The organism is Streptomyces sp. NPDC002088 (assembly GCF_040296605.1).
GTDB lineage: Bacteria > Actinomycetota > Actinomycetes > Streptomycetales > Streptomycetaceae > Streptomyces.
The window spans coordinates 90,027-115,904 of sequence record NZ_JBEOXO010000008.1; the positions used below are offsets into that span (position 1 = coordinate 90,027).

General features: G+C 71.1%; 26 protein-coding genes. 14 read left to right on the plus strand and 12 right to left on the minus strand.

Features of this window, described 5'->3' with window-relative positions; translation table 11 throughout:
* Window positions 1-176: 176 nt before the first annotated feature.
* Window positions 177-1,610 carry an argininosuccinate lyase gene (gene argH, locus ABT114_RS18950; protein ID WP_351143924.1) on the minus strand — a complete coding sequence of 478 codons (1,434 nt, stop codon included), beginning with the start codon at window positions 1,608-1,610 and terminating at the stop codon, window positions 177-179.
* Window positions 1,611-1,734: 124 nt separating this feature from the next.
* The gene (locus tag ABT114_RS18955; protein WP_351143926.1) at window positions 1,735-2,928 is read right to left on the minus strand and encodes an argininosuccinate synthase; all 1,194 of its coding nucleotides are present in this window, start codon (window positions 2,926-2,928) and stop codon (window positions 1,735-1,737) included.
* Window positions 2,929-3,175: 247 nt separating this feature from the next.
* Here ABT114_RS18955 and ABT114_RS18960 point away from each other — a divergent pair, with 247 nt between their 5' ends.
* From ABT114_RS18960 to ABT114_RS18975, 4 genes are all read left to right on the plus strand, one after another.
* Window positions 3,176-4,033 (plus strand): hypothetical protein, encoded by an 858-nt coding sequence (locus tag ABT114_RS18960; protein WP_351143928.1) that lies wholly within the window; start codon window positions 3,176-3,178, stop codon window positions 4,031-4,033.
* Window positions 4,034-4,199: 166 nt separating this feature from the next.
* On the plus strand, window positions 4,200-4,787 hold the full coding sequence (locus tag ABT114_RS18965; RefSeq protein ID WP_351143930.1) for a pyridoxamine 5'-phosphate oxidase family protein: 588 nt from the start codon (window positions 4,200-4,202) through the stop codon (window positions 4,785-4,787).
* 131 nt (window positions 4,788-4,918) lie between these two features.
* Complete coding sequence (locus ABT114_RS18970; protein ID WP_351143932.1) at window positions 4,919-6,598, plus strand: peroxidase family protein; 1,680 nt, start codon at window positions 4,919-4,921, stop codon at window positions 6,596-6,598.
* 56 nt (window positions 6,599-6,654) lie between these two features.
* The gene (locus ABT114_RS18975) at window positions 6,655-7,359 is read left to right on the plus strand and encodes a L,D-transpeptidase family protein (protein ID WP_351143934.1); all 705 of its coding nucleotides are present in this window, start codon (window positions 6,655-6,657) and stop codon (window positions 7,357-7,359) included.
* Here the strand turns inward: ABT114_RS18975 and ABT114_RS18980 are convergent.
* Together ABT114_RS18980 and ABT114_RS18985 are read right to left on the minus strand one after the other, a co-directional pair.
* The gene (locus tag ABT114_RS18980) at window positions 7,346-8,848 is read right to left on the minus strand and encodes a sensor histidine kinase (RefSeq protein ID WP_351143936.1); all 1,503 of its coding nucleotides are present in this window, start codon (window positions 8,846-8,848) and stop codon (window positions 7,346-7,348) included. The genes ABT114_RS18975 and ABT114_RS18980 overlap by 14 nt on opposite strands.
* A 20-nt stretch (window positions 8,849-8,868) precedes the next feature.
* Entirely contained in the window at window positions 8,869-9,609 is a 741-nt protein-coding gene (locus ABT114_RS18985; protein WP_351143938.1) for a response regulator transcription factor, read from the minus strand.
* A 151-nt stretch (window positions 9,610-9,760) separates the two neighbouring features.
* Here ABT114_RS18985 and ABT114_RS18990 point away from each other — a divergent pair, with 151 nt between their 5' ends.
* The 8 genes from ABT114_RS18990 to ABT114_RS19025 all read left to right on the plus strand — a co-directional run bounded on the left by ABT114_RS18990 (window position 9,761) and on the right by ABT114_RS19025 (window position 17,837).
* Window positions 9,761-11,113 (plus strand): ferredoxin reductase family protein, encoded by a 1,353-nt coding sequence (locus ABT114_RS18990; protein WP_351143941.1) that lies wholly within the window; start codon window positions 9,761-9,763, stop codon window positions 11,111-11,113.
* A 46-nt stretch (window positions 11,114-11,159) separates the two neighbouring features.
* On the plus strand, window positions 11,160-11,636 hold the full coding sequence (locus ABT114_RS18995; protein ID WP_351143944.1) for an FMN-binding protein: 477 nt from the start codon (window positions 11,160-11,162) through the stop codon (window positions 11,634-11,636).
* Window positions 11,637-11,695: 59 nt separating this feature from the next.
* Window positions 11,696-13,078 carry a ferredoxin reductase family protein gene (locus ABT114_RS19000; RefSeq protein WP_351143946.1) on the plus strand — a complete coding sequence of 461 codons (1,383 nt, stop codon included), beginning with the start codon at window positions 11,696-11,698 and terminating at the stop codon, window positions 13,076-13,078.
* A gap of 19 nt (window positions 13,079-13,097) precedes the next feature.
* Window positions 13,098-13,880: an FMN-binding protein gene (locus tag ABT114_RS19005; RefSeq protein ID WP_351143948.1), complete on the plus strand. Its 783-nt coding sequence runs from the start codon at window positions 13,098-13,100 to the stop codon at window positions 13,878-13,880.
* The gene (locus ABT114_RS19010) at window positions 13,873-14,676 is read left to right on the plus strand and encodes an FAD:protein FMN transferase (protein WP_351143950.1); all 804 of its coding nucleotides are present in this window, start codon (window positions 13,873-13,875) and stop codon (window positions 14,674-14,676) included. Before ABT114_RS19005 ends, ABT114_RS19010 begins: the two co-directional genes overlap by 8 nt.
* Before the next feature lie 114 nt (window positions 14,677-14,790).
* A complete protein-coding gene (locus ABT114_RS19015) occupies window positions 14,791-14,985 on the plus strand; it encodes a hypothetical protein (protein WP_351143952.1) in 195 nt (64 codons plus the stop codon).
* A gap of 99 nt (window positions 14,986-15,084) precedes the next feature.
* The gene (locus ABT114_RS19020) at window positions 15,085-16,932 is read left to right on the plus strand and encodes an ABC transporter ATP-binding protein (RefSeq protein ID WP_351143954.1); all 1,848 of its coding nucleotides are present in this window, start codon (window positions 15,085-15,087) and stop codon (window positions 16,930-16,932) included.
* Complete coding sequence (locus ABT114_RS19025) at window positions 16,929-17,837, plus strand: serine/threonine-protein kinase (protein ID WP_351143955.1); 909 nt, start codon at window positions 16,929-16,931, stop codon at window positions 17,835-17,837. Before ABT114_RS19020 ends, ABT114_RS19025 begins: the two co-directional genes overlap by 4 nt.
* A gap of 19 nt (window positions 17,838-17,856) precedes the next feature.
* Here ABT114_RS19025 and ABT114_RS19030 read toward each other — a convergent pair whose 3' ends face one another.
* The 8 genes from ABT114_RS19030 to ABT114_RS19065 form a co-directional block, all read right to left on the minus strand.
* Window positions 17,857-18,630, minus strand: a complete 774-nt coding sequence (locus tag ABT114_RS19030) for a zf-HC2 domain-containing protein (protein ID WP_351143956.1) — start codon at window positions 18,628-18,630, stop codon at window positions 17,857-17,859.
* Window positions 18,620-19,207, minus strand: a complete 588-nt coding sequence (locus ABT114_RS19035) for an RNA polymerase sigma factor (protein ID WP_351143957.1) — start codon at window positions 19,205-19,207, stop codon at window positions 18,620-18,622. Before ABT114_RS19035 ends, ABT114_RS19030 begins: the two co-directional genes overlap by 11 nt.
* 108 nt (window positions 19,208-19,315) lie before the next feature.
* Window positions 19,316-19,855: an arginine repressor gene (locus tag ABT114_RS19040; RefSeq protein WP_351143958.1), complete on the minus strand. Its 540-nt coding sequence runs from the start codon at window positions 19,853-19,855 to the stop codon at window positions 19,316-19,318.
* Window positions 19,856-19,874: 19 nt separating this feature from the next.
* Window positions 19,875-21,071, minus strand: a complete 1,197-nt coding sequence (locus ABT114_RS19045) for an acetylornithine transaminase (RefSeq protein ID WP_351143959.1) — start codon at window positions 21,069-21,071, stop codon at window positions 19,875-19,877.
* Window positions 21,068-21,970, minus strand: coding sequence for an acetylglutamate kinase (gene argB / locus ABT114_RS19050; protein WP_351143960.1), 903 nt, complete (start codon window positions 21,968-21,970; stop codon window positions 21,068-21,070). Before argB ends, ABT114_RS19045 begins: the two co-directional genes overlap by 4 nt.
* Window positions 21,967-23,118, minus strand: coding sequence for a bifunctional glutamate N-acetyltransferase/amino-acid acetyltransferase ArgJ (gene argJ, locus ABT114_RS19055; RefSeq protein ID WP_351143961.1), 1,152 nt, complete (start codon window positions 23,116-23,118; stop codon window positions 21,967-21,969). Before argJ ends, argB begins: the two co-directional genes overlap by 4 nt.
* Window positions 23,115-24,143 (minus strand): N-acetyl-gamma-glutamyl-phosphate reductase, encoded by a 1,029-nt coding sequence (gene argC, locus ABT114_RS19060; RefSeq protein ID WP_351143962.1) that lies wholly within the window; start codon window positions 24,141-24,143, stop codon window positions 23,115-23,117. Before argC ends, argJ begins: the two co-directional genes overlap by 4 nt.
* 574 nt (window positions 24,144-24,717) lie before the next feature.
* Window positions 24,718-24,942 carry a CGNR zinc finger domain-containing protein gene (locus ABT114_RS19065; protein ID WP_351143963.1) on the minus strand — a complete coding sequence of 75 codons (225 nt, stop codon included), beginning with the start codon at window positions 24,940-24,942 and terminating at the stop codon, window positions 24,718-24,720.
* Here ABT114_RS19065 and ABT114_RS19070 point away from each other — a divergent pair.
* On the plus strand, window positions 24,886-25,272 hold the full coding sequence (locus ABT114_RS19070; protein WP_351144221.1) for an aminotransferase class V-fold PLP-dependent enzyme: 387 nt from the start codon (window positions 24,886-24,888) through the stop codon (window positions 25,270-25,272). The genes ABT114_RS19065 and ABT114_RS19070 overlap by 57 nt on opposite strands.
* A 71-nt stretch (window positions 25,273-25,343) precedes the next feature.
* Window positions 25,344-25,838 (plus strand): hypothetical protein, encoded by a 495-nt coding sequence (locus ABT114_RS19075; RefSeq protein WP_351143964.1) that lies wholly within the window; start codon window positions 25,344-25,346, stop codon window positions 25,836-25,838.
* Window positions 25,839-25,878: the final 40 nt, after the last annotated feature.

Below are 25,878 nucleotides of genomic sequence, written 5' to 3' on the forward strand. Positions count from 1 at the left end.
CCACGCGCGGACCCGGGAGGGGGTGTGGCGCGGGGTGCGGCACGCGCGGCGGTGACTGAAAACGTCGCGTACGGGTGGAGGTCGAGACGCGTCGCGCGTGTCCGTCCCGTGGAAGCAACGCGCGCGTGGAGCCCTAAAAGGGGCTTCACGCGCGCGTGGGTGTGGCTTCCCGTCTGCTACTCCTTGTTCTTCGCCGTGGCCCACGCATGCTGCGCCGCCACGTCGGTCTTGACCTCGGCGAGCTGGACGGCGACCGCCTCCGGGGCCGTACCGCCGCGGCCGTTGCGGGACGCGAGTGCGCCGCGGACGTTGAGGACCGACCGCACCTCGGGGGTGAGGTGGGCGGAGATCTTCGCGAACTGTTCGTCCGTCAGGCCGTCCAGTTCCTTGCCCTCGGCCTCGGCGACCTTCACGCACTCGCCGGCGACCTCGTGCGCCACACGGAACGGCACGCCCTGCTTGACCAGCCACTCGGCGATGTCGGTCGCGAGGGAGAAGCCCGCCGGGGCCAGCTCCTCCATGCGCTCGCGGTGGACGGTGAGCGTGGCGATCATGCCGGTGAAGGCCGGGAGCAGGACCTCCAGCTGGTCGCAGGAGTCGAAGACCGGCTCCTTGTCCTCCTGGAGGTCGCGGTTGTACGCGAGCGGGAGGGCCTTGAGCGTGGCCATGAGGCCGGTCAGGTTGCCGATCAGGCGGCCCGACTTGCCGCGCGCCAGCTCGGCGATGTCGGGGTTCTTCTTCTGCGGCATGATCGACGAGCCCGTCGAGAACGCGTCGTGCAGGGTGACGAAGGAGAACTCCTTCGTGTTCCAGATGATGATCTCCTCGGCGATCCGGGAGAGGTTGACCCCGATCATCGCGGTGATGAAGACGAACTCGGCGACGAAGTCGCGGGAGGCCGTGCCGTCGATGGAGTTGCCGACGCTGCCGTGCTCGAAGCCGAGGTCCTTGGCCACCGCCTCCGGGTCCAGGCCGAGGCTGCTGCCCGCGAGCGCGCCCGCGCCGTACGGCGACACGGCGGTCCGCTCGTCCCACTGGCGCAGCCGTTCGGCGTCCCGGGACAGCGGCTGGACGTGGGCGAGCACGTGGTGGGCGAAGAGCACCGGCTGGGCGTGCTGAAGGTGGGTGCGGCCGGGCATCGCCACGTCCGGGTGGGCCTCCGCCAGGCCGATCAGCGCGTCCTGGAGCTCGGCGATGAGGCCGCCGATGATCCGGGCGTGGTCACGCAGGTACATACGGAAGAGGGTCGCGACCTGGTCGTTGCGGGACCGGCCCGCGCGCAGCTTGCCGCCGAGGTCGGGGCCGAGACGCTCCAGCAGACCCCGCTCCAGGGCGGTGTGCACGTCCTCGTCGGCGACCGTGCCGACGAAGGAGCCGTCCGCCACATCCGCCTCGAGCTGGTCGAGGCCTGCCAGCATCCGGGTCAGCTCGTCGTCCGTGAGGAGTCCCGCCTTGTGCAGCACGCGCGCGTGGGCACGCGAACCGGCGATGTCGTAGGGGGCCAGTCGCCAGTCGAAGTGGACGGACGCCGACAGCTTCGCCAGGGCCTCGGCGGGACCGTCGGCGAAACGGGCGCCCCAGAGCCGTACGTCACCGCTGTTGCTGCTCACTTGCGTTGCTCCTCGAAGGTGGTGATGTGCGACCGCCTCCCCACTCGCGGAAGTCTCGCGGGATGTGAGGAGGCGGCTGTCAGGGTAGTGCGTGCGAGGTGTCTCTCGGGCCTTGTGAACGGCCTTACGCGAGATCCCGCTTCGCGGCGATCTTCGACGACAGACTGTAGATGTCGATGAAGCCCTTGGCAGCTGCCTGGTCGAACGTGTCGCCCGTGTCGTAGGTGGCCAGGTTGAAGTCGTACAGGGACGACTGCGAGCGCCGGCCGGTGACGACCGCGCGGCCGCCGTGCAGGGTCATCCGGACGTCACCGTTGACGTGCTGGTTGGCCTCGTCGATGAAGCCGTCCAGGGCGCGCTTGAGCGGGGAGAACCACTGGCCGTCGTAGACCAGTTCGCCCCAGCGCTGCTCGACCTGCCGCTTGTAGCGGGCGAGTTCGCGCTCGACGGTGACGTTCTCCAGCTCCTGGTGGGCGGTGATCAGGGCGATCGCGCCGGGGGCCTCGTACACCTCGCGGGACTTGATGCCCACGAGCCGGTCCTCGACCATGTCGATCCGGCCGATGCCCTGGGCGCCGGCGCGCTCGTTGAGCTGCTGGATGGCCTGGAGCACGGTGACGGGCTTGCCGTCGACGGCGACCGGGACACCCTCCTTGAAGGTGACGATCACCTCGTCGGCGTCACGCTGGACGGCCGGGTTCTGGGTGTACTCGTAGATGTCCTCGATCGGCGCGTTCCAGATGTCCTCGAGGAAGCCGGTCTCGACGGCACGGCCGAAGACGTTCTGGTCGATGGAGTACGGGGACTTCTTGGTGGTCGCGATCGGGAGGTTCTTCGCCTCGCAGAACGCGATGGCCTTGTCGCGGGTCATCGCGTAGTCGCGGACCGGGGCGATGCACTTGAGGTGGGGGGCGAGGGCCACGATGCCGGCCTCGAAACGGACCTGGTCGTTGCCCTTGCCGGTGCAGCCGTGGGCGACCGTGGTGGCGCCGTGCTTCTGGGCGGCGGCGACGAGGTGCTTGACGATCGTCGGCCGGGAGAGGGCGGAGACCAGCGGGTAGCGGTCCATGTAGAGGGCGTTGGCCTTGATCGCCGGGAGGCAGTACTCGTCGGCGAACTCGTCCTTGGCGTCCGCGACCTCGGCCTCGACGGCACCGCACGCGAGGGCGCGCTTGCGGATGACGTCCAGGTCCTCGCCGCCCTGGCCGACGTCCACAGCGACCGCGATGACCTCGGCGCCCGTCTCCTCGGCGATCCAGCCGATGGCGACGGAGGTGTCCAGACCGCCGGAATAGGCGAGTACGACGCGCTCGGTCACGGGCTTCTCCTCACTGTGCATTCGCTCGACATGCATGAGTATGCGGGAGTCTGCATGATTCGTCAATCCAGAGTCGGGCCGGACCGGGCGGAGGCGGACCGCGGCGCAGGCGGACCGGTCGGCCGGGACTCGGGTCCGAGGAAGTTTTTGAAGGGGCTTTGAACAACTGAAACCGCTTACCCGTACTCACGGCTGAACGCCGGCGCCGCGTCTGTAAACCCACTCCTGACCCAAGTGAGGCATCCGCATGTCCAGGGCTCTTCCGAAGTACAACAAGCGTCGCGTGGCGGTCATCGGCGGCGCCGCCGCTCTGGCGCTGACCGGAGCAGTGGTCGTGAACTCCGCCCTCGCCGGGGAGACGTCCAAGAGCAGTGGCACGACCGCCAGGACCCTCGCCGATCCCGGCACGATCACCTGCCCGGACGTGGCCTCGCAACTGCCCGCGATCCCTGCCACCGCGAAAGCCGAGGTCGACCGTAACCTCGCCCTCCTCGACACCCAGATCCAGGAAGCCAACAAGCGCCTGGTCGACACCGTGGGCCAGGGCGGCCCCAACTTCGTCCAGAACGCCATCCTCGGCCCCCTCAAGGACAAGCGCGTGGCGACCGTCAACCGCATCGCGACGGCGATCGGACGTACGGCGGCCAAGCCGACGGGACTGGACGCGCTCGCGCCGTGCACCCTCAACGCGGGCGGCGTGACGAGCACCGCGACGGCCACGCCGAGCGCGACGGCGACCCAGCAGACCAGCGGGAACACGGGCAACGCAGGCAACACCGGGAACACGGGGAACGCGGGGAACACCAACGCCGCCGGCACGATCACCTGTCCGGACGTGGCCTCGCAACTGCCCGCGATCCCTGCCACCGCGAAGGCCGAGGTCGACCGCAACCTCGCCCTCCTCGACACCCAGATCCAGGAAGCCAACAAGCGCCTGGTCGACACCGTGGGCCAGGGCGGCCCCAACTTCGTCCAGAACGCCATCCTCGGCCCCCTCAAGGACAAGCGCGCCTCGACCATCGACCGGATCGCCATCTCCATCGGCCGTACCGCCGCCAGGCCGACGGGCCTGGACTCGCTGGCCGCCTGCACGCTCAACAAGTGAGGTGACAGGCAGCTGTGGCCGCCCCGAGTGAGCGCCGGCCGGGGCGGCCATGGCGGCCACGGCGGATCACGACAGCCCGCGGCGGACTGCGACGGACCGCGAGGGACTACAGCGGATCCCGCAATTCCTTAGACAGGCGAAAGGGTTCCGCCGATAATCGTTAGACATGGGAAAGACTTACGAGCGCATCGACGGCAGGCTCCGTACGTTCATCGAGGAGCAGCCCCTCTTCTTCACCGCGACCGCCCCGCTGTCGGGTGACGGCACGGTCAATCTCTCCCCCAAGGGCCTCAAGGGCTCGTTCGCCGTGCTCGACGAACACACCGTGGCCTACCTCGACTTCGCCGGATCCAACGCCGAGACCATCGCACACCTGCGCGAGAACGGCCGGATCACCCTGATGTGGTGCGCGTTCCAGGGCCCGCCCAACATCGTGCGCGTGCACGGCCACGGGGAGCCGGTGTTCCGTGACGACCCCCGCTTCAAGGAGTTCCTCGCCCATTTCCCGGACATCGACCCGACCCTGCACGGCCTGCGCGCGATCATCGTGGTGCAGGCCGAACTCGTGCGCGACACCTGCGGGTACGCGGTGCCCTTCATGACGTACGACGAGGACCGCGACCTGCACGCCAGGCGCTTCGCCCGCGAGGACGACACCTCGCTCGCCGAGTACTTCGCGAAGAAGGACCACATCGCCACCAGCCTGGACGGCCTGCCGGGCCTGCCGTTGCCCCTGCCGCCGAGCACCCTCTGACCGGTTTGTAGATCTCTGTACCACACAGGCAAGTTGGGGTTTTTGACGGAATTACACCCTCCGCGGTTGTGGGCGCCTACGCTCGGCAAGAAGCTGTCCCAACCAGGACCAACGGAACAGATGGGGGACCCATGTTCCGATCCGCACGCGAACCCCAGAGCAAACGCCATGTCCGCGGCTCGTTCTTCGTCGTCGGGGAGGGCATCCTCGGCGAGTCGGGAACCGACACGCCCGCGGAGCCCCAGGCAGCCTCGACCGTCGCGGCCCTTCGCAAGTTCCAGTTCTCCCGACTTGGCCCCAAGGCCAAGGAGGCCCAGCGACTCGACCGGGCCGACCGGGTGGAGCTCGCCCAAGCGATGACCGACCGGAGCCGCCCGCAGCCCGACTCGGACAACCCCAAGGTGCCGGCGGGCTTCACCTACCTCGGTCAGTTCGTGGACCACGACCTGACCCTGGACGCCACGGCGGTGCAGCTGGACGAGGACGTCACGGTCCAGCAGCTGCTCCAGGGCCGCTCACCCGCCCTGGACCTGGACAGCCTCTACGGTCTCGGCCCGGGGCACCGCTTCGACCGCCGGTTCTACGAGGACGACGGAATCCGGCTGAAGACCGGCACGACCCAGGGCGTGCCCGGCGGCGACGCCGTCACCGGCACTCCCCTGACCGGCTTCGACCTGCCCCGGGTGGGCGTGGGCTCGCTGAAGTCCGAGCGGCGCCGGCCGCTGATCCCCGATCCGCGCAACGACGAGAACCTCGCCGTCGCCCAGATCCACAGCGCCTTCATCCGCTTCCACAACCGCTTCGCCACCGAGCTGGCGACCAAGGGCGTGTCCAGCGCGGTCCTCTTCGAGTCGGCACGCGAAGCCGTCGTCAAGCACTACCAGTGGGTGTTGCGCAACGACTTCCTGCCGAGGATCGTCGACGAGGCCATCCTCAAGGAGGTCTTCACCAAGGGGCGCAGGTTCTTCGAGCCGGCGCCCGGGGAGCACGACTTCCCGACGATGCCGATCGAGTTCTCCGTGGCCGCCTACCGGCTCGGTCACAGCATGGTGCGCGGCGCCTACAACTGGAACAGGGTCTTCGACAACGGCGGAGGCACACTGCCGTTCCTGTTCCGCTTCACCGGTACCAGCGGCATCCTCTCCCCGCCGCCCGCCGACGTCACGAACCCCGAGGCGGGCGACTTCGAACGGCTTCCCACCAACTGGATCGTCGACTTCCGGCGCCTGTTCGACTTCCGCGCGGGCGGCCGCGACGATCTCGGGGTGACCGCCGCACAGTTCAACGTCACCAAGCGCATCGACACCCTGCTGGTCAACCCGCTGGCCGAGCTCCCGCTCGGATCCTTCGGCGGTCGCGGACAGCCGCCGAGCGACCCCAACGAGCTGAACCTGGCGTTCCGCAACCTCACCCGGGCCACCATGACGAGCCTCTCCACGGGCCAGCAGATGGCCAAGCGACTCGACGTGAAGCCGCTGCTCCCCTCGGACTTCGACAACCGCGACGGAGCCCAGCTCAGCGACGGGCTGCGGCGGAAGCTCGTCGACCACTGCCCACTGTGGTTCTACGTCCTGCGCGAGGCCGAGGTGAACGGCGGCGGCAGGCTCACCGGCGTCGGCGGACGCATCGTCGCCGAGGTGTTCCACCGCGCCATGGAGGGAAGCCGGTACTCCCTCGTCCGTGACCCCTTCTGGCGCCCCTTCCTCACCCCGGACCCGACAAGGAGGTCCAAGGAGATCTTCGAGATGACGGACCTCCTGCTGTACGCGTTCGAAGGAAAGGCCGAACTGCTCAACCCGCTGGGTCCGTGAGCCCGGACGGCCCACCCCGGCTGCCGTCACCGCCGTCGCCGCCTACCGTCTCAGCCATGCGCCCAGGTGTCGTCGCCGTCGGTCTCGTCTCCCTGTCCCTGCTGCTGCTCGGGGCCGCCGCGCCCGGGGACGCGCCACCCCTGCCCGCCCTGCTGGCGGACACCGGCGGCGGTACACAGCTGATCACCGCTCAGGCACCGCGCCCGGACTCGACGTCGGGCACGGTGACCTGGTGGGACCTGCGGAACGGGCAGTGGGTGAAGGCCGGTTCCACGCCGGCCCGGTTCGGGGCGAAGGGGCTGGTCGACGGCGCCTCGCGCAAGCAGAGGACGAACACGACGCCGGCCGGGCTGTACGACCTGCCGTTCGGGTTCGGGATCAAGAAGGCGCCGAGCGGAACCGCCGTCGCGTACCGGCCGGTTCGGGAGAACTCCTGGTGGTGCCAGGACAACGACTCCCGCGCCTACAACCGCTGGACCGAGCCCCGCCCGTCCGACTGCCGGGCCGCCGAGTCCGAGCACCTGATCTCGTACGAGACGCAGTACGCGTACGCGCTCGTCATCGGCTTCAACTACCACAAGCCGGTGCGCGGGCGCGGCGCCGGCATCTTTCTGCATGTCAACGGGCGTGGGGCTACCGCCGGTTGTGTGTCGGTACCGAGGGACGCGATGCGGCGGATTCTCCAGTGGGCCGAGCCCGGGAAGAAGCCGCACATCGCAGTCGGGACGGCGGGCGGGGCCACCGTGATCACTCGGTACTGAGTTTCACCGTGAACGTCGTGGCACCCGGCCGGCTCTCCAGGTCCACGCTCCCCGCATGGGCCTCCACCACCGCCGCCACGATCGACAGGCCCAGCCCCGCGCCGCCGCCGGAGGCCTCTGTGCGGCGGCGGTCGGCACGACTGAAGCGTTCGAAGACGCCCGGCTGGATGTCGTCGGGGATGCCGGGGCCGTCGTCGTGGACCTTGAGGGCGACCGTCGTGGCGTCGGTCTCCAGAGACACCGTCACCTTGGTGCCAACAGGTGTGTGCAAACGCGCGTTGGCCAACAGGTTGGCCAACACCTGGTGGAGGCGGTGCGTGTCGCCGGTCACCGTGACCGGGTCCTCCGGGAGCTCCAGGGTCCAGCGGTGGTCGGGGCCGGCCGCGCGGGCGTCCGTCACCGCGTCCAGGACCAGGCGGGTCAGGTCGACCGGGAGGTGTTCGAGGGGGCGGCCGGCGTCCAGGCGGGCCAGCAGGAGCAGGTCGTCGACCATCTCGCCCATGCGGGAGGACTCGGCGGCGATGCGCTCCAGGGCACGGGTGACCTGCGGCGGTACCGGGCCGGGGTGCAGCAGGGCGAGTTCGGCGTGGCCGCGCACCGAGGCGACCGGGGTGCGCAGTTCGTGGCTGGCGTCGGCCGCGAAGCTGCGCAGCCGCTCCTCGCTGGCGTGGCGCTTGGTCAGGGCGTCCTCGACATGGCCGAGCATGCGGTTGAAGGCGGCGGCCACCCGGCCCACCTCGCTGCGCGGGTCGGACTCGGGGGCGCGCGGCGGCAGGGCCACCTCTCCGCTGGCCAGCGACAACTCGCTGACCCGGGTAGCGGTGGCCGCGACCCTGCTCAGCGGGCGCAGCGACCAGCGAACCCAGAGGGCGCCGGCGACACCGGTGGCCGCCAGGGCCAGGGCGAAGACGATCCCGGCGACCAGCTCCAGCCGACGGACGGTGGCCTGCACCGGCTCCAGGGGCAACCCGGTGATCAGTACGTCTCCGTCGAGGCCCTGGGTCGCCATGACCCGGTAATCGTCCAGAGAGGAGAGCTCGACCGTGTGCCCCCTGCCGTCGATCGGAACCGCGGCGAGCTGCTTCTCGTCCCGGGGTGCCAGGGACACGTCCAGGCTCGTCTTGGCATTGCCGGAGGGGACGACGGCCGCGTTGGTGACCGTGCCGCCGACCAGGCGGGCGCCGAACGTACCCGTGGCCTGTCTGCGGGTGTCGCCGTGCTCGCCGCCGATGGGGGTCCCCCCGGCCGAGTCCTTTCGAGACTGGGGGAGGTCGTCCGAAAGCCGGCCCTGGTGCTCCAGGCTCGCCGGGAACCGGGTCCCGACCTCGCTGAGCTGCTCATCGAGGCGGCGGGTGAGGAAGCCGTTCAGCTCGACGACGGCGGCGACGCCGACCGCGGCGCAGCTGATCGCCAGCAGCACCACCAGGCCGACGGTGAGCCGGGCGCGCAGGGTGCGCGGCCGGGGCAGGCGCCGCAGTCGCAGCCGCACTGCCGGTCGCAGTCGTGGCCTCACTGCGCCACCGGCTTGAGTACGTAGCCGGCCCCGCGCACGGTGTGGATCATCGGCTCGCGGCCCGCGTCGACCTTCTTGCGCAGGTACGAGATGTACAGCTCGACGACGTGGGCGCGGCCGCCGAAGTCGTACGACCAGACGCGGTCGAGGATCTGCGCCTTGCTGAGCACGCGCCGCGGGTTGCGCATCAGGAAGCGCAGCAGCTCGAACTCGGTGGGCGACAGCTCGATCAGCTCGCCCGCGCGGGTCACCTCACGGGCCTCCTCGTCCATGACCAGGTCGCCCACGGTCAGCCGTGGCCCGTCCTCCTGCTGGCGGGCGATGCCCGCGCGGCGCAGCAGTCCACGCACCCGGGCGACGACCTCCTCCAGGCTGAAGGGCTTGGTGACGTAGTCGTCGCCGCCCGCCGTGATGCCCGCTATGCGGTCCTCCACGGCGTCCCGGGCGGTGAGGAAGAGCACGCAGACGTCGGGTTTCACCGTATGCAGGGTGCGCAGCACGGCGAAGCCGTCGGTGTCGGGGAGCATCACGTCGAGGACGACCGCGTCGGGCATCAGTTCCCGGGCCTCGGTGACGGCCGACGCGCCGTCGCCGGCGGTGCGCACCTGCCAGCCTTCGTAGCGCAGTGCGCCGGACAGCACCTCGGCGAGGTCCGGGTCGTCGTCGACGACGAGGACGCGCAGCGGTGTGCCGTCGGGGCGGGTCAGGGCGGGGCGGCCGGAGCGGGTGGTGTTCATGGCTCCTACCAGGATCACCCCTCGGACGGGCCCCGAGTGTCTGCGGAGGCTCTGAGTTTCCTCTGAGTCCGCCGTGCGGGCCGCCCGCTCAGAGCCGACTCAGAAGTTCGGCCTGCACAGTTGCGCCCAGGACAGGCGAAAGGACGCACACATGACCACCGTGTACGAGCAACGGGCGGCGACCGCCGTGCCGCCGGCTCCCCGGCGCTCCCCCGCGGGTGGGGTGCTCGCCCTCCTGTGGGCGGGGGCCGCCGCGGTGCTCGCGCTGTGGTGGTCGGACACCGGCTCCGTGATCGGTACGGCGGGCTGGCTCACCGGCGCCGGCCGGATCGCGGGGCTGCTGTGCGGGTACGCGTGCGCGGTGCTCGTGGGCCTGATGGCGCGCGTGCCGCTGCTCGAGCGGCGCATCGGCTCCGACCGGGTGGCACGCTGGCACGCGATGGCCGGCCGTTACACGATCTGCCTGCTGGTCGCGCACATCGTGCTGATCCTCGCGGGGTACGCCGCCCAGGACCGCCGGTCGATCGTGCACGAGACGCTGACCGTGGTCCTCGACTACCCGGAGATGCTGAAGGCCACCGCGGCCACGGTCATCCTCTTCGCGGTCGGCATCACCTCGGCCCGCGCAGTGCGCCGCCGGACCAGCTACGAGTTCTGGTACTACGTCCACCTGCTCACGTACGCCGCGCTGTTCCTCGCCTTCGGCCACCAGCTGGCGCTGGGCAACGACTTCAGCGGCAACGGCGTGGCCACGACCGCCTGGTACGCGCTGTACCTCGGCGTCACGGCCCTGGTGCTCTGGTTCCGGATCCTCGCGCCGGTCCGGCTCAACCTGCGCCACCGGCTGCGGGTCGAGGCCGTGCAGCGGGAGGCGCCGGGCGTGTACTCGGTCGTCGTGCGCGGCCGACGGCTGGACGAGATGGGTGCGCAGGCGGGGCAGTTCTTCCGGTGGCGGTTCTTCGGGGAGGGCATGGGCTGGACCTCGACGCCGTACTCCCTGTCGGCGCCGCCCCGCCCGGACCTGATGCGCATCACGGTCAAGGCGCTCGGCGGCCACAGCGCGGCCGTGTCCCTGCTGCGGCCGGGCACCCGGGTGTGGGCGGAGGGGCCGTACGGAGCACTGACCGCCGACCGGCGCACCGCGCCCAAGTCGCTGCTGATCGCGGGCGGGGTCGGCATCACCCCGCTGCGGGCCCTGTTCGAGACCCTGCCCGGCGACGTCACCCTGCTGTACCGGGCGCGCACCGCCGAGGACCTCGCCCTGGGCGGGGAGTTGGAGGCCGTGGCGCGGTGGCGGGGGGCGCGGGTGCTGTACGCGCTCAACGGCCCGCGCGGGGAGCGCCCCGACCTCACGGCCGGCGCCCTGCGCGCGACCGTCCCCGACCTGTCCGGACACGACGTGTACCTGTGCGGCCCGCACGGCTTCGCCCAGGATCTGTACGGGGCGCTGCGCGCCGCCGGTGTGCCGGATCGTCGTATCCACCACGAGTCGTTCGAGCTGTGAGAGTCGCGGGAGTTGCGAGAGTAGTGAGAGTAGTGATGAGGCCGTCGTGCACGCACTGAAGAAGAACCGTCCCCTGCGCCGCATCGTGCTGGCGAGCGCCGCAACCGTCTCCGGAGTGGTGCTGCTGCTGTCGCTGAAGCCGCATGCGAGTACGGCCGTCGCCGTCGGGGCGCCCGCCACCACGCCGTCCAGCGGCTCCGGTGCCTCCGCCGGGTCCGGTTCGAGCGGGTCCACCGGCTCCACCGGTACGAAGTCCGTCACCGGCGACTCGATCCAGACCCGCTGGGGCCCCGTCCAGGTCCGGATCACCCTGAAGGACGGCAAGCTGACCGAGGTCACCGCGGTCACCTATCCCCAGGAGAACCCCCGGGACCAGGAGATCAACAGTTACGCCATCCCGGAACTGAGGCGGGAGGCGCTGGCCGCGCAGAGTGCCGAGATCGACACCGTCTCGGGGGCGACGTACACGAGTGACGGTTACCGCCAGTCACTCCAGTCCGCACTCGACTCGGCAGGAGGCTGAACACTCGCGAGCCGCGGCGCGTATCTGTGGGCCAAGGGTCAAGTCCCCACGGAGGAACCGTGACCACCACGCTCGCGGGCGGCCGTGCCGCCCGACGCCAGACGATGCGCCGCATCCGTCCGCGCCGCTCCCCGGCCGTCCCCCTGCTGCTCGCCGTGTGGGCGGGCGCGGTGGGGGTGCTGTGGCTCTGGTGGCACAACACGCCGTCGATCGCGGACGACAACAGCAAGATCCTGAACGCGGGCCGGATCACCGGCCTGCTCGCCGGATACCTGATGGCGCTCGTCGTCCTGCAGATGGCCCGGGTGCCCGCGCTGGAGCGGCGGGTGGGCTCCGACCGGGTGGCGCGCTGGCACGCGATGAGCGGCCGCTACACGCTCTGCCTGGTCGTCGCGCACGTCTTCCTCACGATGTGGGGCTACGCGCTGCAGGCCGGCAAGTCGCTCGGCGACATCGTCCAGCAGACGATCGACTCCATCAACCAGCTGCCGGACATGGGCAAGGCCGCCATCGGCACGGGTCTGCTGTTCCTCATCGGGCTGGTGTCGGTCGGCGGGATCCGCAAGCTGATGCCGTACGACACCTGGTACCACATCCACCTGATGACGTACGCGTCGGTGTTCCTGACGTTCTGGCACCAGATCACCACCGGCAACGACTTCGCCGTCGAGCCCGTCGCGAAGACCGTCTGGTACGTGCTGTACGGCTCGGTCACCGCGCTGGTGGTCTGGTACCGCATCCTCACGCCGATCCGGCTGAACCTCAGACACCGGATGCGGGTCGAGGCGGTGATCGAGGAGGCGCCCGGGATCGTGTCGGTACTGATCAGCGGGACCAAGCTGCACCGGATGGGCGCGGAGGCCGGGCAGTTCTTCCGCTGGCGGTTCCTGGCCCCGGGCATGCGGTTCAGCTCGCACCCGTACTCGCTGTCGGCGGCGCCCCGGCCGGACATGCTGCGGATCACCGTGAAGGCGATCGGCGACCACAGCGCCCGGCTGCGCGAGCTCACGCCCGGCACCCGGGTGTGGGCCGAGGGTCCGTACGGGGCGATGACGGCGTCCCGGCGCAGCCGCGGCAAGGTGCTGCTGGTCGCGGGCGGTGTCGGCATCACCCCGATGCGGGCGCTGTTCGAGACGCTGCCCGGCGCGGCCGGCGACATCACGCTGCTCTACCGGGCCAACAGCACCCAGGACCTGGCGTTGTGGGACGAGTTGGCCAAGATCGCCGCTGAGCGCGGTGCGCGGCTGATGTACGCGGTCAACAGTCCCGACGGGGAACGCCCCGACATCTCGGCCGAGAGCCTCCAGCGCAAGATCGGGGACATCGACCGCCACGACGTCTTCATGTGCGGGCCGCCCGGCTTCGCCCAGCAGGTGTACGAAGCACTGCGCGGCGCGGGGGTTCCCGCCCGCCGCATCCATCACGAGTCGTTCGAGATGTGAGCGACGGGAGTCAGGAGCGATGAAGAAGAGCCACCCCATTCGGCGTGTCGTGCTCGCCACCGCCGCCACCGTGTCCGGGATCGTGCTGCTGCTGTCGCTGAAGCCGGCGTCCGACCCGGGTTCCGCGCAGGCGGCCGGCGGCGCGGACCCCCAGCAGACGGCCGCGGCACAGGAGTCGGCCCAGGGCGGCGCGGAGGCCGCCGGTGCCGGCACGGTCACCGGAAGCGTGGCCCAGACCCAGTACGGGCCCGTCCAGGTCCGTATCACCGTCAGCGGCGGAAAGATCACCAAGGCGGAGGCCGTCCAGGCACCCAGCGGCGGCACCAGCAGCCAGAAGACCGAGCTGGCCGTACCCAAGCTCAACCAGGAGGCGGTCGCCGCGCAGAGCGCGGACATCGACGCCGTCTCCGGTGCCACGTACACCAGCACCGGCTACAAGCAGTCCCTCCAGTCGGCGCTGGACCAGGCCAAGGCCGCCGGGAGCGGGTCCGCCTCCGGGAGCAGTGGCTCGTCCGCCCCTGCCGAGCAGGCCCGTACCGTCACCGGAAGCGTGGCCCAGACCCAGTACGGCCCCGTCCAGGTCCGTATCACCGTCAGCGGCGGAAAGATCACCAAAGCGGAGGCCGTCCAGGCACCCAGCGGCGGCACCAGCAGCCAGAAGACCGAGCTGGCCGTACCCAAGCTCAACCAGGAGGCCGTGGCGGCCGGCAGCGCCGACATCGACACGGTGTCCGGGGCGACCTACACCAGCACCGGCTACAAGCAGTCCCTCCAGTCGGCGCTGGACCAGGCCGGTGGCTGAGTCGGTGGCCGAGTCGGCGGAAGCTCCCGCCCCGGTACGTCATGCGGAGGAGGTCATGGGGACCGTCTTCTCCTTCGACGTCCGGGGCGGGGAACCCGTGGCCGTGCGGGCCGCGCTCGAGGAGGTCGTCGCCGGGCTGCACCGGGCCGACGAGGTGTTCAGCACCTACCGCGAGAACAGCCAGGTCTCCCGGCTGGCCCGCGGTGAGCTGTCCGTCGGGGAGTGCGCTCCCGAGGTGGCCGAGGTGCTGGAGCTGGGCGCCGAGGCGGAGCGGGTGAGCGGGGGCTGGTTCAGCACGTCGTACGAGGGGCGTCTCGACCCGACCGGGATCGTCAAAGGCTGGGCCGCCGAACGGGCGGCGCGGCGGCTGGCGGCCGCCGCCGGGGTGACCGGGGTGAGCGTGAACGGCGGCGGGGACGTCCAGCTGTTCGGCACTCCGGGGCCGCAGCGGCCGTGGCGGGTCGGGGTGTCGGATCCGCTTCGGCCGGGCGGGCTGGCGGCGGTGATCTCCGCGGCCGGGACGGACCGGCTGGCGGTGGCCACGTCCGGCACCGCCGAGCGGGGCGCGCACATCGTGGATCCGCGTACCGGGCGCTCCGCGGTGACCGACCTGGTGGCAGTGACCGTCGTGGGGCCCTCACTGACGTGGGTCGACTGCTGGGCGACGGCCGCCTTCGCGATGGGATCGCGGGAGGCACTGGGCTGGCTGGAGGGCCTCCCGGACGTGGAGGCGCTGCTGATCACGGCCGGTGACGAGGTGCGGTGCACCGGGGGGCTCGCGGCGCGGCTGGGCTGAACGGTGTAGGAGTTTTCGCCGATACACGACCATTTTCAACTTTTTGCCCCGGAACGCCATCCAACTTCCGCCCTGAGACGTATCCCAAGTGCAGCAAGTTTCAGGAGGAACGCAATGGCTATCTTCAGCAATCTGATTCCTGCCAACCGCCGGGATCGCGACAACGACACGTCGGGCCGCGACTTCTCCGGGCACGGGCACGGGCACGGCCACGGCCACGGCCACGGCCACGGCAACCGCCACGGGCACGGTCACGGTCACGGGCACGGTCACGGCAACGGCCACGGCAACGGCCACGGCGGCTACTGACCGCACACGGAGGCTGAGCGGACCGGAGGCCGGGGGCCCTGGTCCGCTCCGCCCGTCCGCTCCGTCCGTCCGTCCGTCCGTCCACGAGGAACCCATGCCATGGTGCATGTCCTGCGGCGTCTGCTGTCGGTGGGTGAGTCGTCCGACGTGGTGGCGGCCGCGCCTCCGGTGTCTCCACGCGAGGTGTTCCGGCGGTTCTGGCCCTACACCCGTGGCGGCCGGCGCTGGTTCGTTCCCATCGTCTTCTTCAGCCTGATCGGCCCCGCCCTCGACGGCGCGGAGATCTGGCTCTTCAAGATCGTGGTGGACGATGTGCTCGTTCCCCGCGACGTCGGACCGCTGCTGTGGATCGCACCGACCTATCTGGGGCTCATCATCGGCTCCGGCGTTCTCGGGTTCGCCGACGACGTGACGTCCACCTGGGTCAGCGAACGCTTCCTGCTGACTCTTCGCTCCGATGTGTTCCGGCACGTCCAGGGCCTGTCGCTCGGATTCTTCGAACGCCGGCGGCTCGGGGACGTGCTGTCACGTGTGACGGGCGATGTCGACGCGGTCGAGACGTTCCTGCTCTCGGGAGTGGCGGACGCCCTCTACTACGTGATCCGCCTGGGCGTCTTCCTCGGTCTGCTGTTCTATCTGCAGTGGGATCTGACCCTCCTCGCCCTCGTCATCGTGCCGCTGTTCTGGGGCGTCGCCCGGCACTTCTCGGGGCTGATCAAGGAGGCGTCCCGGGAGCGCAGGCGCCGGAGCGGCTCGATCAGCGCGATCGCCGAGGAGTCGCTGGGCAACGTGGCCCTGGTGCAGGCGTACAACCGGCAGGGGTGGGAGGAGCGCCGCTTCGAGCGTGAGAACGTCGGCAAGTTCCGGGCCGCGATGGCCTCGGCGCGGATCGGCGCCGTCTATGGAGCCGTTGTCGAGTTCGTAGAGGTTTCCGGTGTCATCGCGGTCATGAGCCTGGGCACCTGGAAGCTGGCCCAGGGACAGCTCACGCTGGGCGGACTGCTGGTCTTCCTGGCGTTGATCGGGAACCTCTACAGTCCGGTCCGCAGTCTGTCCCACCTCGGCACCACCTTCTACGCGGCGTCCGCCTCGGCCGAACGGATCATCGAGTTGCTGGACCAGCGGCCGCAGGTCGTCGATGCCGCCGACGCCCGCCGGATCGGCCGGGCGCGGGGCGACGTGGAGTTCGACGGCGTCGCCTTCCGCTACCCCGGTACGTCGTCCTGGGCCCTGTCGGACGTGTCGTTCCACGTGGCCCCCGGAGAGACACTGGCGCTGGTCGGGGCCAGCGGGGCCGGCAAGTCGACGGTCGCGAAGCTGCAGCTGCGCTTCTACGACCCCGGCCTCGGAGCGGTCCGCCTCGACGGGACGGATCTGCGAGACCTGCGCCTGTCCGACGTACGGGAGAACGTCGCGGTGGTCCTGCAGGAGACGCTCGTCTTCCACGGCACCGTGCGGGACAACATCGCCTACGGCCGGCCGGAGGCGACGGAGGCGGACATCGTCGCCGCGGCGCGCGCCGCGGACGCGCACGAGTTCATCGAACTGCTCCCGGAGGGCTACGACACGATGGTCGGCCAGCGCGGCCGGACACTCTCCGGCGGGCAGCGCCAGCGCCTGGCGATCGCCCGCGCGATGATCAGGGACGCGCCCGTACTCCTCCTCGACGAACCGACCACGGGGCTCGATGTGCGGTCCGGCCGGCGGATCATGGACCCGCTGCGTCGGCTCATGGCCGGGCGGACGACCGTCGTCATCTCCCACAACCTGCTGACCGTCCGAGACGCCACGCGCATCGTGGTTCTCGACCACGGCAGGGTCGTCGAGTGCGGTGCCCACGACGACCTGCTCGAGCGCGGCGGGACGTACGCCCGGCTGCACCGGCTGAACGCCATGGCCGGTGCCGCCCCAGCCGGGTCCTCGGCTCCGGGGACGGTGCTGTCGTGAGTGTCTCGGCGGTGCCGGACGCCGCCCCGCCCCTGGCACCGGGGACAAGACCGGTCCCGGGCTACGAGGTCCTGGCGCATCTGGCGCGCACCGGCTGGCTCGACGTCTACGACGTCTGGAGCGAGGAACGACACTGCCGCTGCGTGATCAAGATGGTGCGTCCCGACCTCCGGGGCGAGCCCCGGCTGGGCGAGCGGCTGCTGCGGGAGGGCCGCTGGCTGCGCGAATTCAGCCATCCGCACCTGGTACGCGCCTACGCGACCTTCGCGTCGCCCGAGCCGCTCGTGGTCCTGGAGACCCTGACCGGTGAGACGCTGTCCCACCTCGTCCACCGGTTGCGGCGCCGGCCGTCCGCCTCCGACGTGGCGCTTCTCGGGGTGCAGCTGTGTTCCGCGATCCACTACCTCCACGGTCAGGGTCTGCTGCACCTGGACCTCAAGCCGTCGAACGTGGTGGTGGACTGCGGTCACGCGAAGGTGCTGGACCTGAGCACCGCACGGCCGCCCGGGCCGGCGCCCGCCGGGGTGGGCACGTTCTGCTGTCTCTCCCCCGAGCAGGCCCGCGGCGGACCGCTCACGGCAGCCGCCGACGTGTGGGGCATCGGCATCACCCTGTACGAGGTCGCCTGCGGTGACCTGCCGTTCGACTGCGGCGAGACCGCGGCCGAGTCCTGCGCCGGGGAGGAGGCGGACGGCAGCGGGACCCACGGCCGGGACCACTGGTATCCGCAACTGGAGCAGCACGCCCCGCCGATCGCGTCCCGGCGGCGGCTGCCGCCCGCTCTGGCCGCAGCCGTCGACGGCTGCCTCCGGGCCGACGCGCCGTCGCGGCCCACGGTCACCGAACTGGCCACCGCCCTGGAGGCCGCGCTGCCGGGCCTTCGACATCCCGCGTCCCACGACTGAGCCCGGCCGGGCACCTGGTTCAGGACTCCCTGGTCACGACCTGCCCCGTCTGGAGGCGGGCCGAGGCGAGGACGGTGCCGTCGGCGGACACCAGGCGGGCGCCGGAGACCGCCGCGAGGTCGACGGCAGCCGACCCGCCCCACTGGCCCCGCCCATCGCGCAGGTCGAAGGCGCCGACGCGGACCGTCGTGCCGTCGGAGCGCTCGAGGAGACAGGTGGCCCTGCCGCTGTACGGGGTGCCGGGGCCGGTGAGTTCGACGTCCATGAAGACCCAACCGGGGTTGCCGGGGTGCGCGTAGACCTCACCGACGGGCTCCGTGCCGCCCCCGGTCGAGGTCAGGTCTCCGACCAGCACCGGCTCGCTCTCGACGGCAGCGGGCGGCGAGGCCGTGATCTCCTCGACGACGGTGCCGATCGCCCAGCCGGCGAACCCGCAGGCGACCGCGAAGGCGACCGCGACCGAGGCGATCCGCAGCCGGGCCCGGCGGGCGCGGTCACGCATCCCCTGTCGGGCGGAACCGGACGCGCGCTCGGCCGAGCGCCCCTCGTGCGTCGCCGCGTCCTGGGCCAGGCAGCGCGCCACGCGGGTCTCGAACCCGGGGGGCGGCTCGCGGTCCGGCAGCAGGCCGATCAGCCCGTCGCCGACGAGGGTCAGCTGCTCGACGTACTCCCGGCAGGCCGCGCACCGGTCGAGATGCGCGACCGCCTCCGCCCGCTCACGGCCGGGCAGCACGCCCAGTGCCAGCTCGGCACCGATATCCCGCAGCTTCTCGCAGGTCACGTCACTGGCCATGGTCCCCTCGATTCGGAGACGCGAGTGTGTTCCGCAGCTTTCCCATCGCTGTCCTGATCCGCGTCTTGGCGGTGCCCAGCGGGATCTTCTCCCAGTCGGCGATCTGCTGGGCCGTCATTCCGTAGATGCCCGCCATCACCAGGGCACGACCCTGTTCCCGCGGCAGCTGCGCCACGGCGGCCCGCAGCCGGGACGAGGCGTCGTCGGCCAGCGCCCACTGCTCGGGGGTCTCGGTCACGACGTCGAGGAGCGCGTCGAGGTCCTCGGGCGCCACCGGCTCCGACCGCCGCGCCCGGACGGCGTCGATGGCGAGGTTGTGCGCGATGGTCGTCAGCCAGGTCGCCACCGACCCGCGGCGCGAGTCGTAGATCTGCGCATGACGCCACGCACGCTCGAATGTCTGCTGGGCGATGTCCTCGGCGAGCTGCGGATCTCCGGTGACGGCGATGGCGACACCGAAGACCGTGCGCTGGAACCTCCGTACGAAGGTGACCGCGAGCTCCGGATCACCGGTGGCCAGCCCGGACAGCAGAGCCTCGTCCGGGAGACGGTCCACAGGGAACCGGTCACTCTGCACACCTCTATATACGGCCCGCCCCCGCCAGGGGATTGCCCGGCCGCTGCGGAAGATCACATTCCCATTCTGCGCCGGTTTCCCCGGCGGCACGACCTGCCGGCAGCGCGGTCAGTGACCGTTCTGCGCCAGCCGCAGCAAGTGATCCGCCAAGGACTGCCCCCCGGTCGGATCCCTGCTGATCAGCAGCAGTGTGTCGTCACCGGCGATCGTCCCCAGGATGTCGTGCAGCTCCGCCTGGTCGATCGCCGAGGCCAGGAACTGCGCCGCCCCCGGAGGGGTGCGCAGGACCACGAGGTTGGCGGAGGCCTCCGCGGAGATCAGCAGCTCCTGGGAGAGCCGCCGCATCCGCTCCTCCTTCGCCGACTCCCCGAGCGGAGCCCGCGGGGTGCGGAAGCCGCCCTCGCTGGGGACCGCATAGATGAGGTCGCCGTCCGTGTTGCGGATCTTCACCGCGTTCAGCTCGTCCAGGTCCCGGGAGAGCGTCGCCTGCGTGACGGTCAGCCCGTCGTCGGCGAGGAGCTTCGCCAGTTGGCTCTGGGAGCGCACCGGTTGCCGGTTGAGGATGTCCACGATCCGGCGGTGGCGGGCGGTGCGGGTCTGCGGCACGGCAGGCCCCGCGTTCTGCTCGTGCTCCTGCGCCTGGCTCATCGTCGTCTCATTCCCCGGATCATCCGTCCCCCTTGGCCACGTCCAGAATGCCGGGCAGCGCCCCGAGGAACGCGTCCACGTCGTCGTCGCCGAGGTTCAGCGCCGGCATCAGCCGTACGACATCGGGTGCGGGCGCGTTCACGAGGAAGCCGGCGTCCTGGGCCGCCTGCTGCGCCTTCTGCGCGAGCGGCTCGGTGAGCACGATACCCAGGAGGAGGCCCGCGCCCCGGACATGGTCGATCAACGGGTGCCCGAGGGACTCGATTCCGTCGCGCAGCTTCTCGCTCTGGTTCTTGACGTTCTCCAGGAGGCCGTCGTTCGCGATGGTGTCCAGGACGGCGAGTCCGGCCGCGCAGGCGACGGGGTTGCCGCCGAAGGTCGTCCCGTGCTGCCCGGGCTGGAGCAGCTCCGCGGCGCGCCCGAAGGCGACGGTCGCACCCAGCGGCAGCCCGCCGCCGAGGCCCTTGGCGAGGGTGACGACGTCCGGCAGGACGCCCTCGTGGGCCTGGTACTCGAACCAGTGCCCGGTACGGCCGATGCCGGTCTGCACCTCGTCGAGGACGAGCAGCGCCCCGGTCGCGGCGGTGATCGCCCGAGCGGCCTTCAGGTAGCCGGCGGGCGGGACGACGACGCCGTTCTCGCCCTGGATGGGCTCGATGATGACGAGCGCGGTCTCCTCGGTCACCGCGGCGGCCAGCGCCTGCGCGTCGCCGTACGGCACATGCGTGACGTCACCGGGCAGCGGCAGGAACGGGCCCTGCTTGCCGGGCTGGCCGGTGAGCGCGAGGGCGCCCATCGTGCGGCCGTGGAAGCCGCCCTGGGTGGCGACCATGTGGGTCCGCCCGGTCAGCCGGCCGATCTTGAAGGCGCCCTCGTTGGCCTCGGCGCCGGAGTTGCAGAAGTACACCTTGCCGTCCCGGCCGAAGTGCTGGAGCAGCCGTTCGGCGAGGGCGACGGGCGGTTCGGCGACGAAGAGGTTGGAGACATGGCCGAGGGAGGCGATCTGCGTGCTGACGGCCTCGACGACCGCCGGGTGGGCGTGGCCGAGCGCGTTGACCGCGATACCGCCGACGAAGTCGACGTACTCCTTGCCGTCGGCGTCCCAGAGTTTGGTGCCCGCACCGCGTACGAGGGGCAGCCGCGGGGTGCCGTAGTTGTTCATGAGCGCGCCCTGCCACCGCTGGGTCAGCTCTGCGTTGGTCGCGGTGCCGGTCATGCGTCCCCCTCCTCGTCCGGCACGACCATCGTGCCGATGCCTTCGTCGGTGAAGATCTCCAGCAGGATCGAGTGCTGGACCCGGCCGTCGATGACGCGGGCGGTGGTCACGCCGTTGCGTACGGCGTGCAGACAGCCCTCCATCTTCGGCACCATGCCGGACGACAGCTCCGGCAGGAGCTTCTCCAGCTGGGAAGCGGTGAGGCGGCTGATCACCTCGTCGCTGTTCGGCCAGTCCTCGTAGAGGCCCTCGACGTCCGTGAGGACCATGAGGGTTTCGGCCCCCAGTGCCGCAGCGAGTGCCGCAGCCGCCGTATCAGCATTGACGTTGTAGACATGTCCGTCGTCCTGGCTGCGGGCGATCGACGAGACGACCGGGATGCGGCCGTCGGCGAGCAGGGCCTCGATCGCGCCCGTGTCGATCGCGGTGATCTCGCCCACCCGCCCGATGTCGACCAGCTCGCCGTTGATCTCGGGCTGGTGCTTGGTGGCGGTGATGGTGTGCGCGTCCTCGCCGGTGAGGCCGACGGCGAGCGGGCCGTGCTGGTTGAGCAGCCCGACCAGCTCGCGCTGCACCTGCCCGGCGAGCACCATGCGGACGACGTCCATGGCGTCCTCGGTGGTGACCCTGAGGCCCGCCTTGAACTCGCTGACGATGCCGTGCTTGTCGAGTGCCGCGCTGATCTGCGGGCCGCCGCCGTGCACGACGACGGGCTTGAGCCCGGCGTGGTGCAGGAACACGATGTCCTGCGCGAACGCGGCCTTCAGCTGCTCGTCGATCATGGCGTTGCCGCCGAACTTCACGACGACCGTCTTGCCGTTGTGCCGGGTCAGCCAGGGCAGTGCCTCGATGAGGATCTGGGCCTTGGGCAGGGCGGTGTGCTTACGAGTAGTGCTCATGACGAGTACGCGCTGTTCTCGTGGACGTAGTCGGCGGTGAGGTCGTTCGTCCAGATGGTGGCGGTCTCGGAGCCGGCCGCGAGGTCGGCGACGATGTGCACCTCGCGGTAGCGCATGTCGACCTTGTCACGGTCCTCGCCGACGCCGCCGTTCTTGCAGACCCAGACGCCGTTGATGGCGACGTTGAGCTGGTCGGGCTCGAAGGCGGCGCCGGTGGTGCCGATGGCGGACAGCACGCGCCCCCAGTTGGGGTCCTCACCGTGGATCGCGCACTTGAGGAGGTTGTTGCGGGCGATGGAGCGGCCCACCTCGACGGCGTCCTCCTCGGTCGCGGCGTTGATCACCTCGACCTTGATGTCCTTGCTGGCGCCCTCGGCGTCCCGGATCAGCTGCTGCCCGAGGTCGTCGCACACGGCGCGCACGGCCTCGGCGAACTCCTCCTGGTCCGGGGTGACGTCGGATGCTCCGGAGGCCAGCAACAGCACGGTGTCGTTGGTGGACATGCAGCCGTCGGAGTCGACCCGGTCGAAGGTCGTACGGGTCGCGGCCCGCAGCGCCTTGTCCAGTACGTCGCTGTCGAGGTCGGCGTCGGTGGTGAGGACGACGAGCATGGTGGCCAGACCGGGGGCGAGCATGCCCGCGCCCTTGGCCATGCCGCCCACGGTCCAGCCGTCCTTGGTGACGACGGACGTCTTGTGGACGCTGTCGGTGGTCTTGATGGCGATGGCGGCCTTCTCGCCGCCGTGCTCGCTCAGGGCCGCGGCCGCGGTCTCCACCCCCGGGAGAAGCTTGTCCATGGGCAGGAGTACGCCGATGAGACCCGTCGAGGCGACGGCGACCTCGGCCGCGTTGTGGCCGAGCACGTCCGCGACCTTCTCGGCGGTGGCGTGGGTGTCCTGGAAGCCCTTCGGCCCGGTACAGGCGTTGGCGCCACCGGAGTTGAGGACGACCGCGGAGACCTGACCGCCCTTGAGGACCTGCTCGGACCACAGCACGGGGGCGGCCTTCACACGGTTGGAGGTGAAGACGCCGGCGGCGGCGCGGCGGGGTCCGTTGTTGACCACGAGGGCCAGGTCCGGGTTGCCGTTCTCCTTGATCCCGGCGGCGATGCCCGCCGCCGTGAATCCCTTGGCTGCCGTGACGCTCACGGTGCGACTCCGATCGTGGAAAGCCCGGTGCTCTCGTCGAGTCCGAGGGCGATGTTCATGCTCTGGACGGCACCGCCCGCGGTGCCCTTGGTCAGGTTGTCGATGGCACTGATCGCGATGATGCGGCCCGCGGCCTCGTCGTACGCGACCTGCACCTGAACGGCGTTGGAACCGTAGACGGACGCCGTGGCCGGCCACTGGCCCTCGGGGAGCAGGTGGACGAAGGGTTCGTCGGCGAAGGCCTTCTCGTAGGCGGCGCGCACGGACTCGGCGGTGACGCCGGGCTTCGCCTTGGCGCTGCACGTGGCGAGGATGCCGCGGGGCATCGGTGCGAGGGTCGGCGTGAAGGAGACGGTGACCGGCTCGCCGGCGGCCGCGCCGAGGTTCTGGATCATCTCGGGGGTGTGCCGGTGGCCGCCGCCGACGCCGTACGGCGACATGGACCCCATGACCTCGCTGCCGAGCAGGTGGGGCTTGGGCGCCTTGCCCGCGCCGGAGGTGCCGGAGGCGGCGACGATCACGGCCTCGTTCTCGGCCAGGCCCGCCGCGTACGCCGGGAAGAGGGCGAGCGTGGCGGCCGTCGGGTAGCAACCGGGCACCGCGATGCGCTTGGACCCCTCCAGCGCGGCGCGGCCGCCCGGCAGTTCGGGGAGGCCGTAGGGCCAGGTCCCGGCGTGCGCGGAGCCGTAGAACCTCTCCCAGTCGGCGGCGTCCTTCAGCCGGAAGTCGGCGCCCATGTCGACGACGAGGACGTCCGGGCCGAGCTGCTCGGCGACGGCGGCGGACTGCCCGTGGGGCAGGGCGAGGAAGACGACGTCATGTCCGGCGAGCACCTCGGGGGTGGTCTCCTGGAGCACCCGGTCGGCCAGCGGCAGCAGATGCGGCTGCAGCGCGCCCAGCTTCTGGCCGGCGTTGGAATTGCCGGTCAGGGCGCCGATCTCGACCTCGGGGTGCGCGAGAAGCAGGCGCAGGACCTCACCGCCCGCGTATCCGCTCGCTCCGGCCACCGCCACACGTACCGCCATGTCACCCTCCTCCTGGATGGCATGACTATACGTTTCGCTGCACGTTTATGCAATCCCGTTCACTGGATATACCGGACGGCTGCCGATCATGACGGTAGTAGCGTCCCGTGCTTGCGGGAGGGACTGACCGCGATCAACCGGGCGGGGCAGGAGCACAACTACGAAACGGCCGAGGACGTGGCCGCGCTGCCGTTTCTGGTGCGGCCCGGGGCGGATCCGGACGTGCCGTGCTGCCGCGCCGTGTTGGAGGTGGTCTCAGCGGGGTGGGGTGGACCGGCGCCGAGGCCCGCACGCCGCCGGAGGGCAAGCCGCCACGCGTGCACCCCGAGCCGGGCGGTCTGCTCGCCTGGGGGCGGAGCCGCGCCCGCGACCTGCTGTTCTGGGACACACCGTCCGCGACGGCTGGGCCCCCCTCCCCTCCCTCCCCGGTCGAACCGCGCCTCACCGAGGCAGAGCGCCGTGTCGCCCTGGCGACCTGGCTGGGGGCGAGGACCCGGACGCCTGCGGTTGGGACGAGGAGGACGACCCGGTCGAGTGCGCCCGCTTCGAATCCTCCGGGCACGACGACCGAGGTTCACCGCTCCTTCCGAGCGGCATATGCCCGCGCCGCCCGCACCCGGTTCCCGCACTTCGTCGTGCACCAGCGCCGGGCCCTGTGCGAACGCAGGAACCAGCGGGCGCAGCCCCGCGCGGCGCACTCGGTCGGCTGCCCCGCCTCGGCACCGGTGAGCAGGTCGGCCGCATCCTCGGCGAGGAGGGACAGCGCGGCAGCGGCCTCGTGCGCCGCCACCTCCGCCATGCCCAGCGCCCGCAGGACCGGCTCACCGCCCGTGCGCTGGAAATCCTCCAGGAGGTGCCCAGCGTACGCATCGTGGGCCCCCGCGACCTCACCGACCGCGGCTCGGCCGTCTCCTTCACGGTCGACGGCATCCACCCCCACGACGTCGGCCAGATCCTCGACGACCGCGGTGTCGCGGTCCACGTCGGCCACCACTGCGCCCGCCCGATCGTGAAGCGCTACGGCATTCCGGCGACGACCCGGGCGACCTTCTACGTGCACAACACCGAGGCCGGGGTGGACGCCCTCGTCGACGGCGTCCGCGCGGCCCGGGCGTACTTCGCCAAGTGATCGCAGGCGGGCCGCCCACCGAGCAACGGGGGGCTTGTCGCGCGCACCGGATCCAGCCGATAGTGGGCCCCATGTCTTGGCTCAGACGCCGACGCTACGCCGTCCCGGGCATCGCACCGCACGAGTCCGAGGGCGGCTGGGACGGCTACCTCGGCACCAGTCTCGCCGAACGCCCGGTGGTGGCCGCGGCCCTGATGCGCGCACCGCGGCGCTTCGCCGACCTGGTCTTCGCACCCGGCGACCGGGAACAGGACCTGTCACAGGGCGAGTTCCTCGCGGGCCTGCTGGTGTCGACCGCCGACGGGCAGCGGTGGCTTATGGCGTTCTCCGAGGAGCTCATGCGCATCGTCGACTCCGGCCCCGACCTGGTCGAGGAGGATCTGCTGCTGTCGGCTCTGGAGGCGCAGCCCGGCGTGGTCGAGGCGGACCACCAGGACCGGGAGCTGCTGAACTTCCGCGTCGCGACGCCGATCACCGCCGACGAGGCGCTCGCGCTCGCCGTGGACGCGATGGCGGCCGGGCACCGGGCGCTGGCGACGCGGCTGGGCGTCGAACTGCCCGAGTGACGGTCGGGCGGGCCGGGTGTCCTCGCGGAACCCCCGGCCC

Bases quoted from the DNA above. Each gene is read 5' to 3' on its own strand.
- ABT114_RS18965 (WP_351143930.1), top strand. From the start codon at position 4,200: ATGGGAAAGACTTACGAGCGCATCGACGGCAGGCTCCGTACGTTCATC.
- ABT114_RS18975 (WP_351143934.1), top strand. From the start codon at position 6,655: ATGCGCCCAGGTGTCGTCGCCGTCGGTCTCGTCTCCCTGTCCCTGCTG.
- ABT114_RS19075 (WP_351143964.1), top strand. From the start codon at position 25,344: ATGTCTTGGCTCAGACGCCGACGCTACGCCGTCCCGGGCATCGCACCG.
- ABT114_RS18990 (WP_351143941.1), top strand. From the start codon at position 9,761: ATGACCACCGTGTACGAGCAACGGGCGGCGACCGCCGTGCCGCCGGCT.
- ABT114_RS19045 (WP_351143959.1), bottom strand. From the start codon at position 21,071: ATGACCGGCACCGCGACCAACGCAGAGCTGACCCAGCGGTGGCAGGGC.
- ABT114_RS19020 (WP_351143954.1), top strand. From the start codon at position 15,085: ATGGTGCATGTCCTGCGGCGTCTGCTGTCGGTGGGTGAGTCGTCCGAC.
- argB (WP_351143960.1), bottom strand. From the start codon at position 21,970: ATGAGCACTACTCGTAAGCACACCGCCCTGCCCAAGGCCCAGATCCTC.
- ABT114_RS19015 (WP_351143952.1), top strand. From the start codon at position 14,791: ATGGCTATCTTCAGCAATCTGATTCCTGCCAACCGCCGGGATCGCGAC.
- ABT114_RS19005 (WP_351143948.1), top strand. From the start codon at position 13,098: ATGAAGAAGAGCCACCCCATTCGGCGTGTCGTGCTCGCCACCGCCGCC.
- ABT114_RS18970 (WP_351143932.1), top strand. From the start codon at position 4,919: ATGTTCCGATCCGCACGCGAACCCCAGAGCAAACGCCATGTCCGCGGC.
- ABT114_RS18985 (WP_351143938.1), bottom strand. From the start codon at position 9,609: ATGAACACCACCCGCTCCGGCCGCCCCGCCCTGACCCGCCCCGACGGC.
- ABT114_RS18960 (WP_351143928.1), top strand. From the start codon at position 3,176: ATGTCCAGGGCTCTTCCGAAGTACAACAAGCGTCGCGTGGCGGTCATC.
- ABT114_RS19030 (WP_351143956.1), bottom strand. From the start codon at position 18,630: ATGGCCAGTGACGTGACCTGCGAGAAGCTGCGGGATATCGGTGCCGAG.
- ABT114_RS19065 (WP_351143963.1), bottom strand. From the start codon at position 24,942: ATGGCGGAGGTGGCGGCGCACGAGGCCGCTGCCGCGCTGTCCCTCCTC.
- argC (WP_351143962.1), bottom strand. From the start codon at position 24,143: ATGGCGGTACGTGTGGCGGTGGCCGGAGCGAGCGGATACGCGGGCGGT.
- ABT114_RS19040 (WP_351143958.1), bottom strand. From the start codon at position 19,855: ATGAGCCAGGCGCAGGAGCACGAGCAGAACGCGGGGCCTGCCGTGCCG.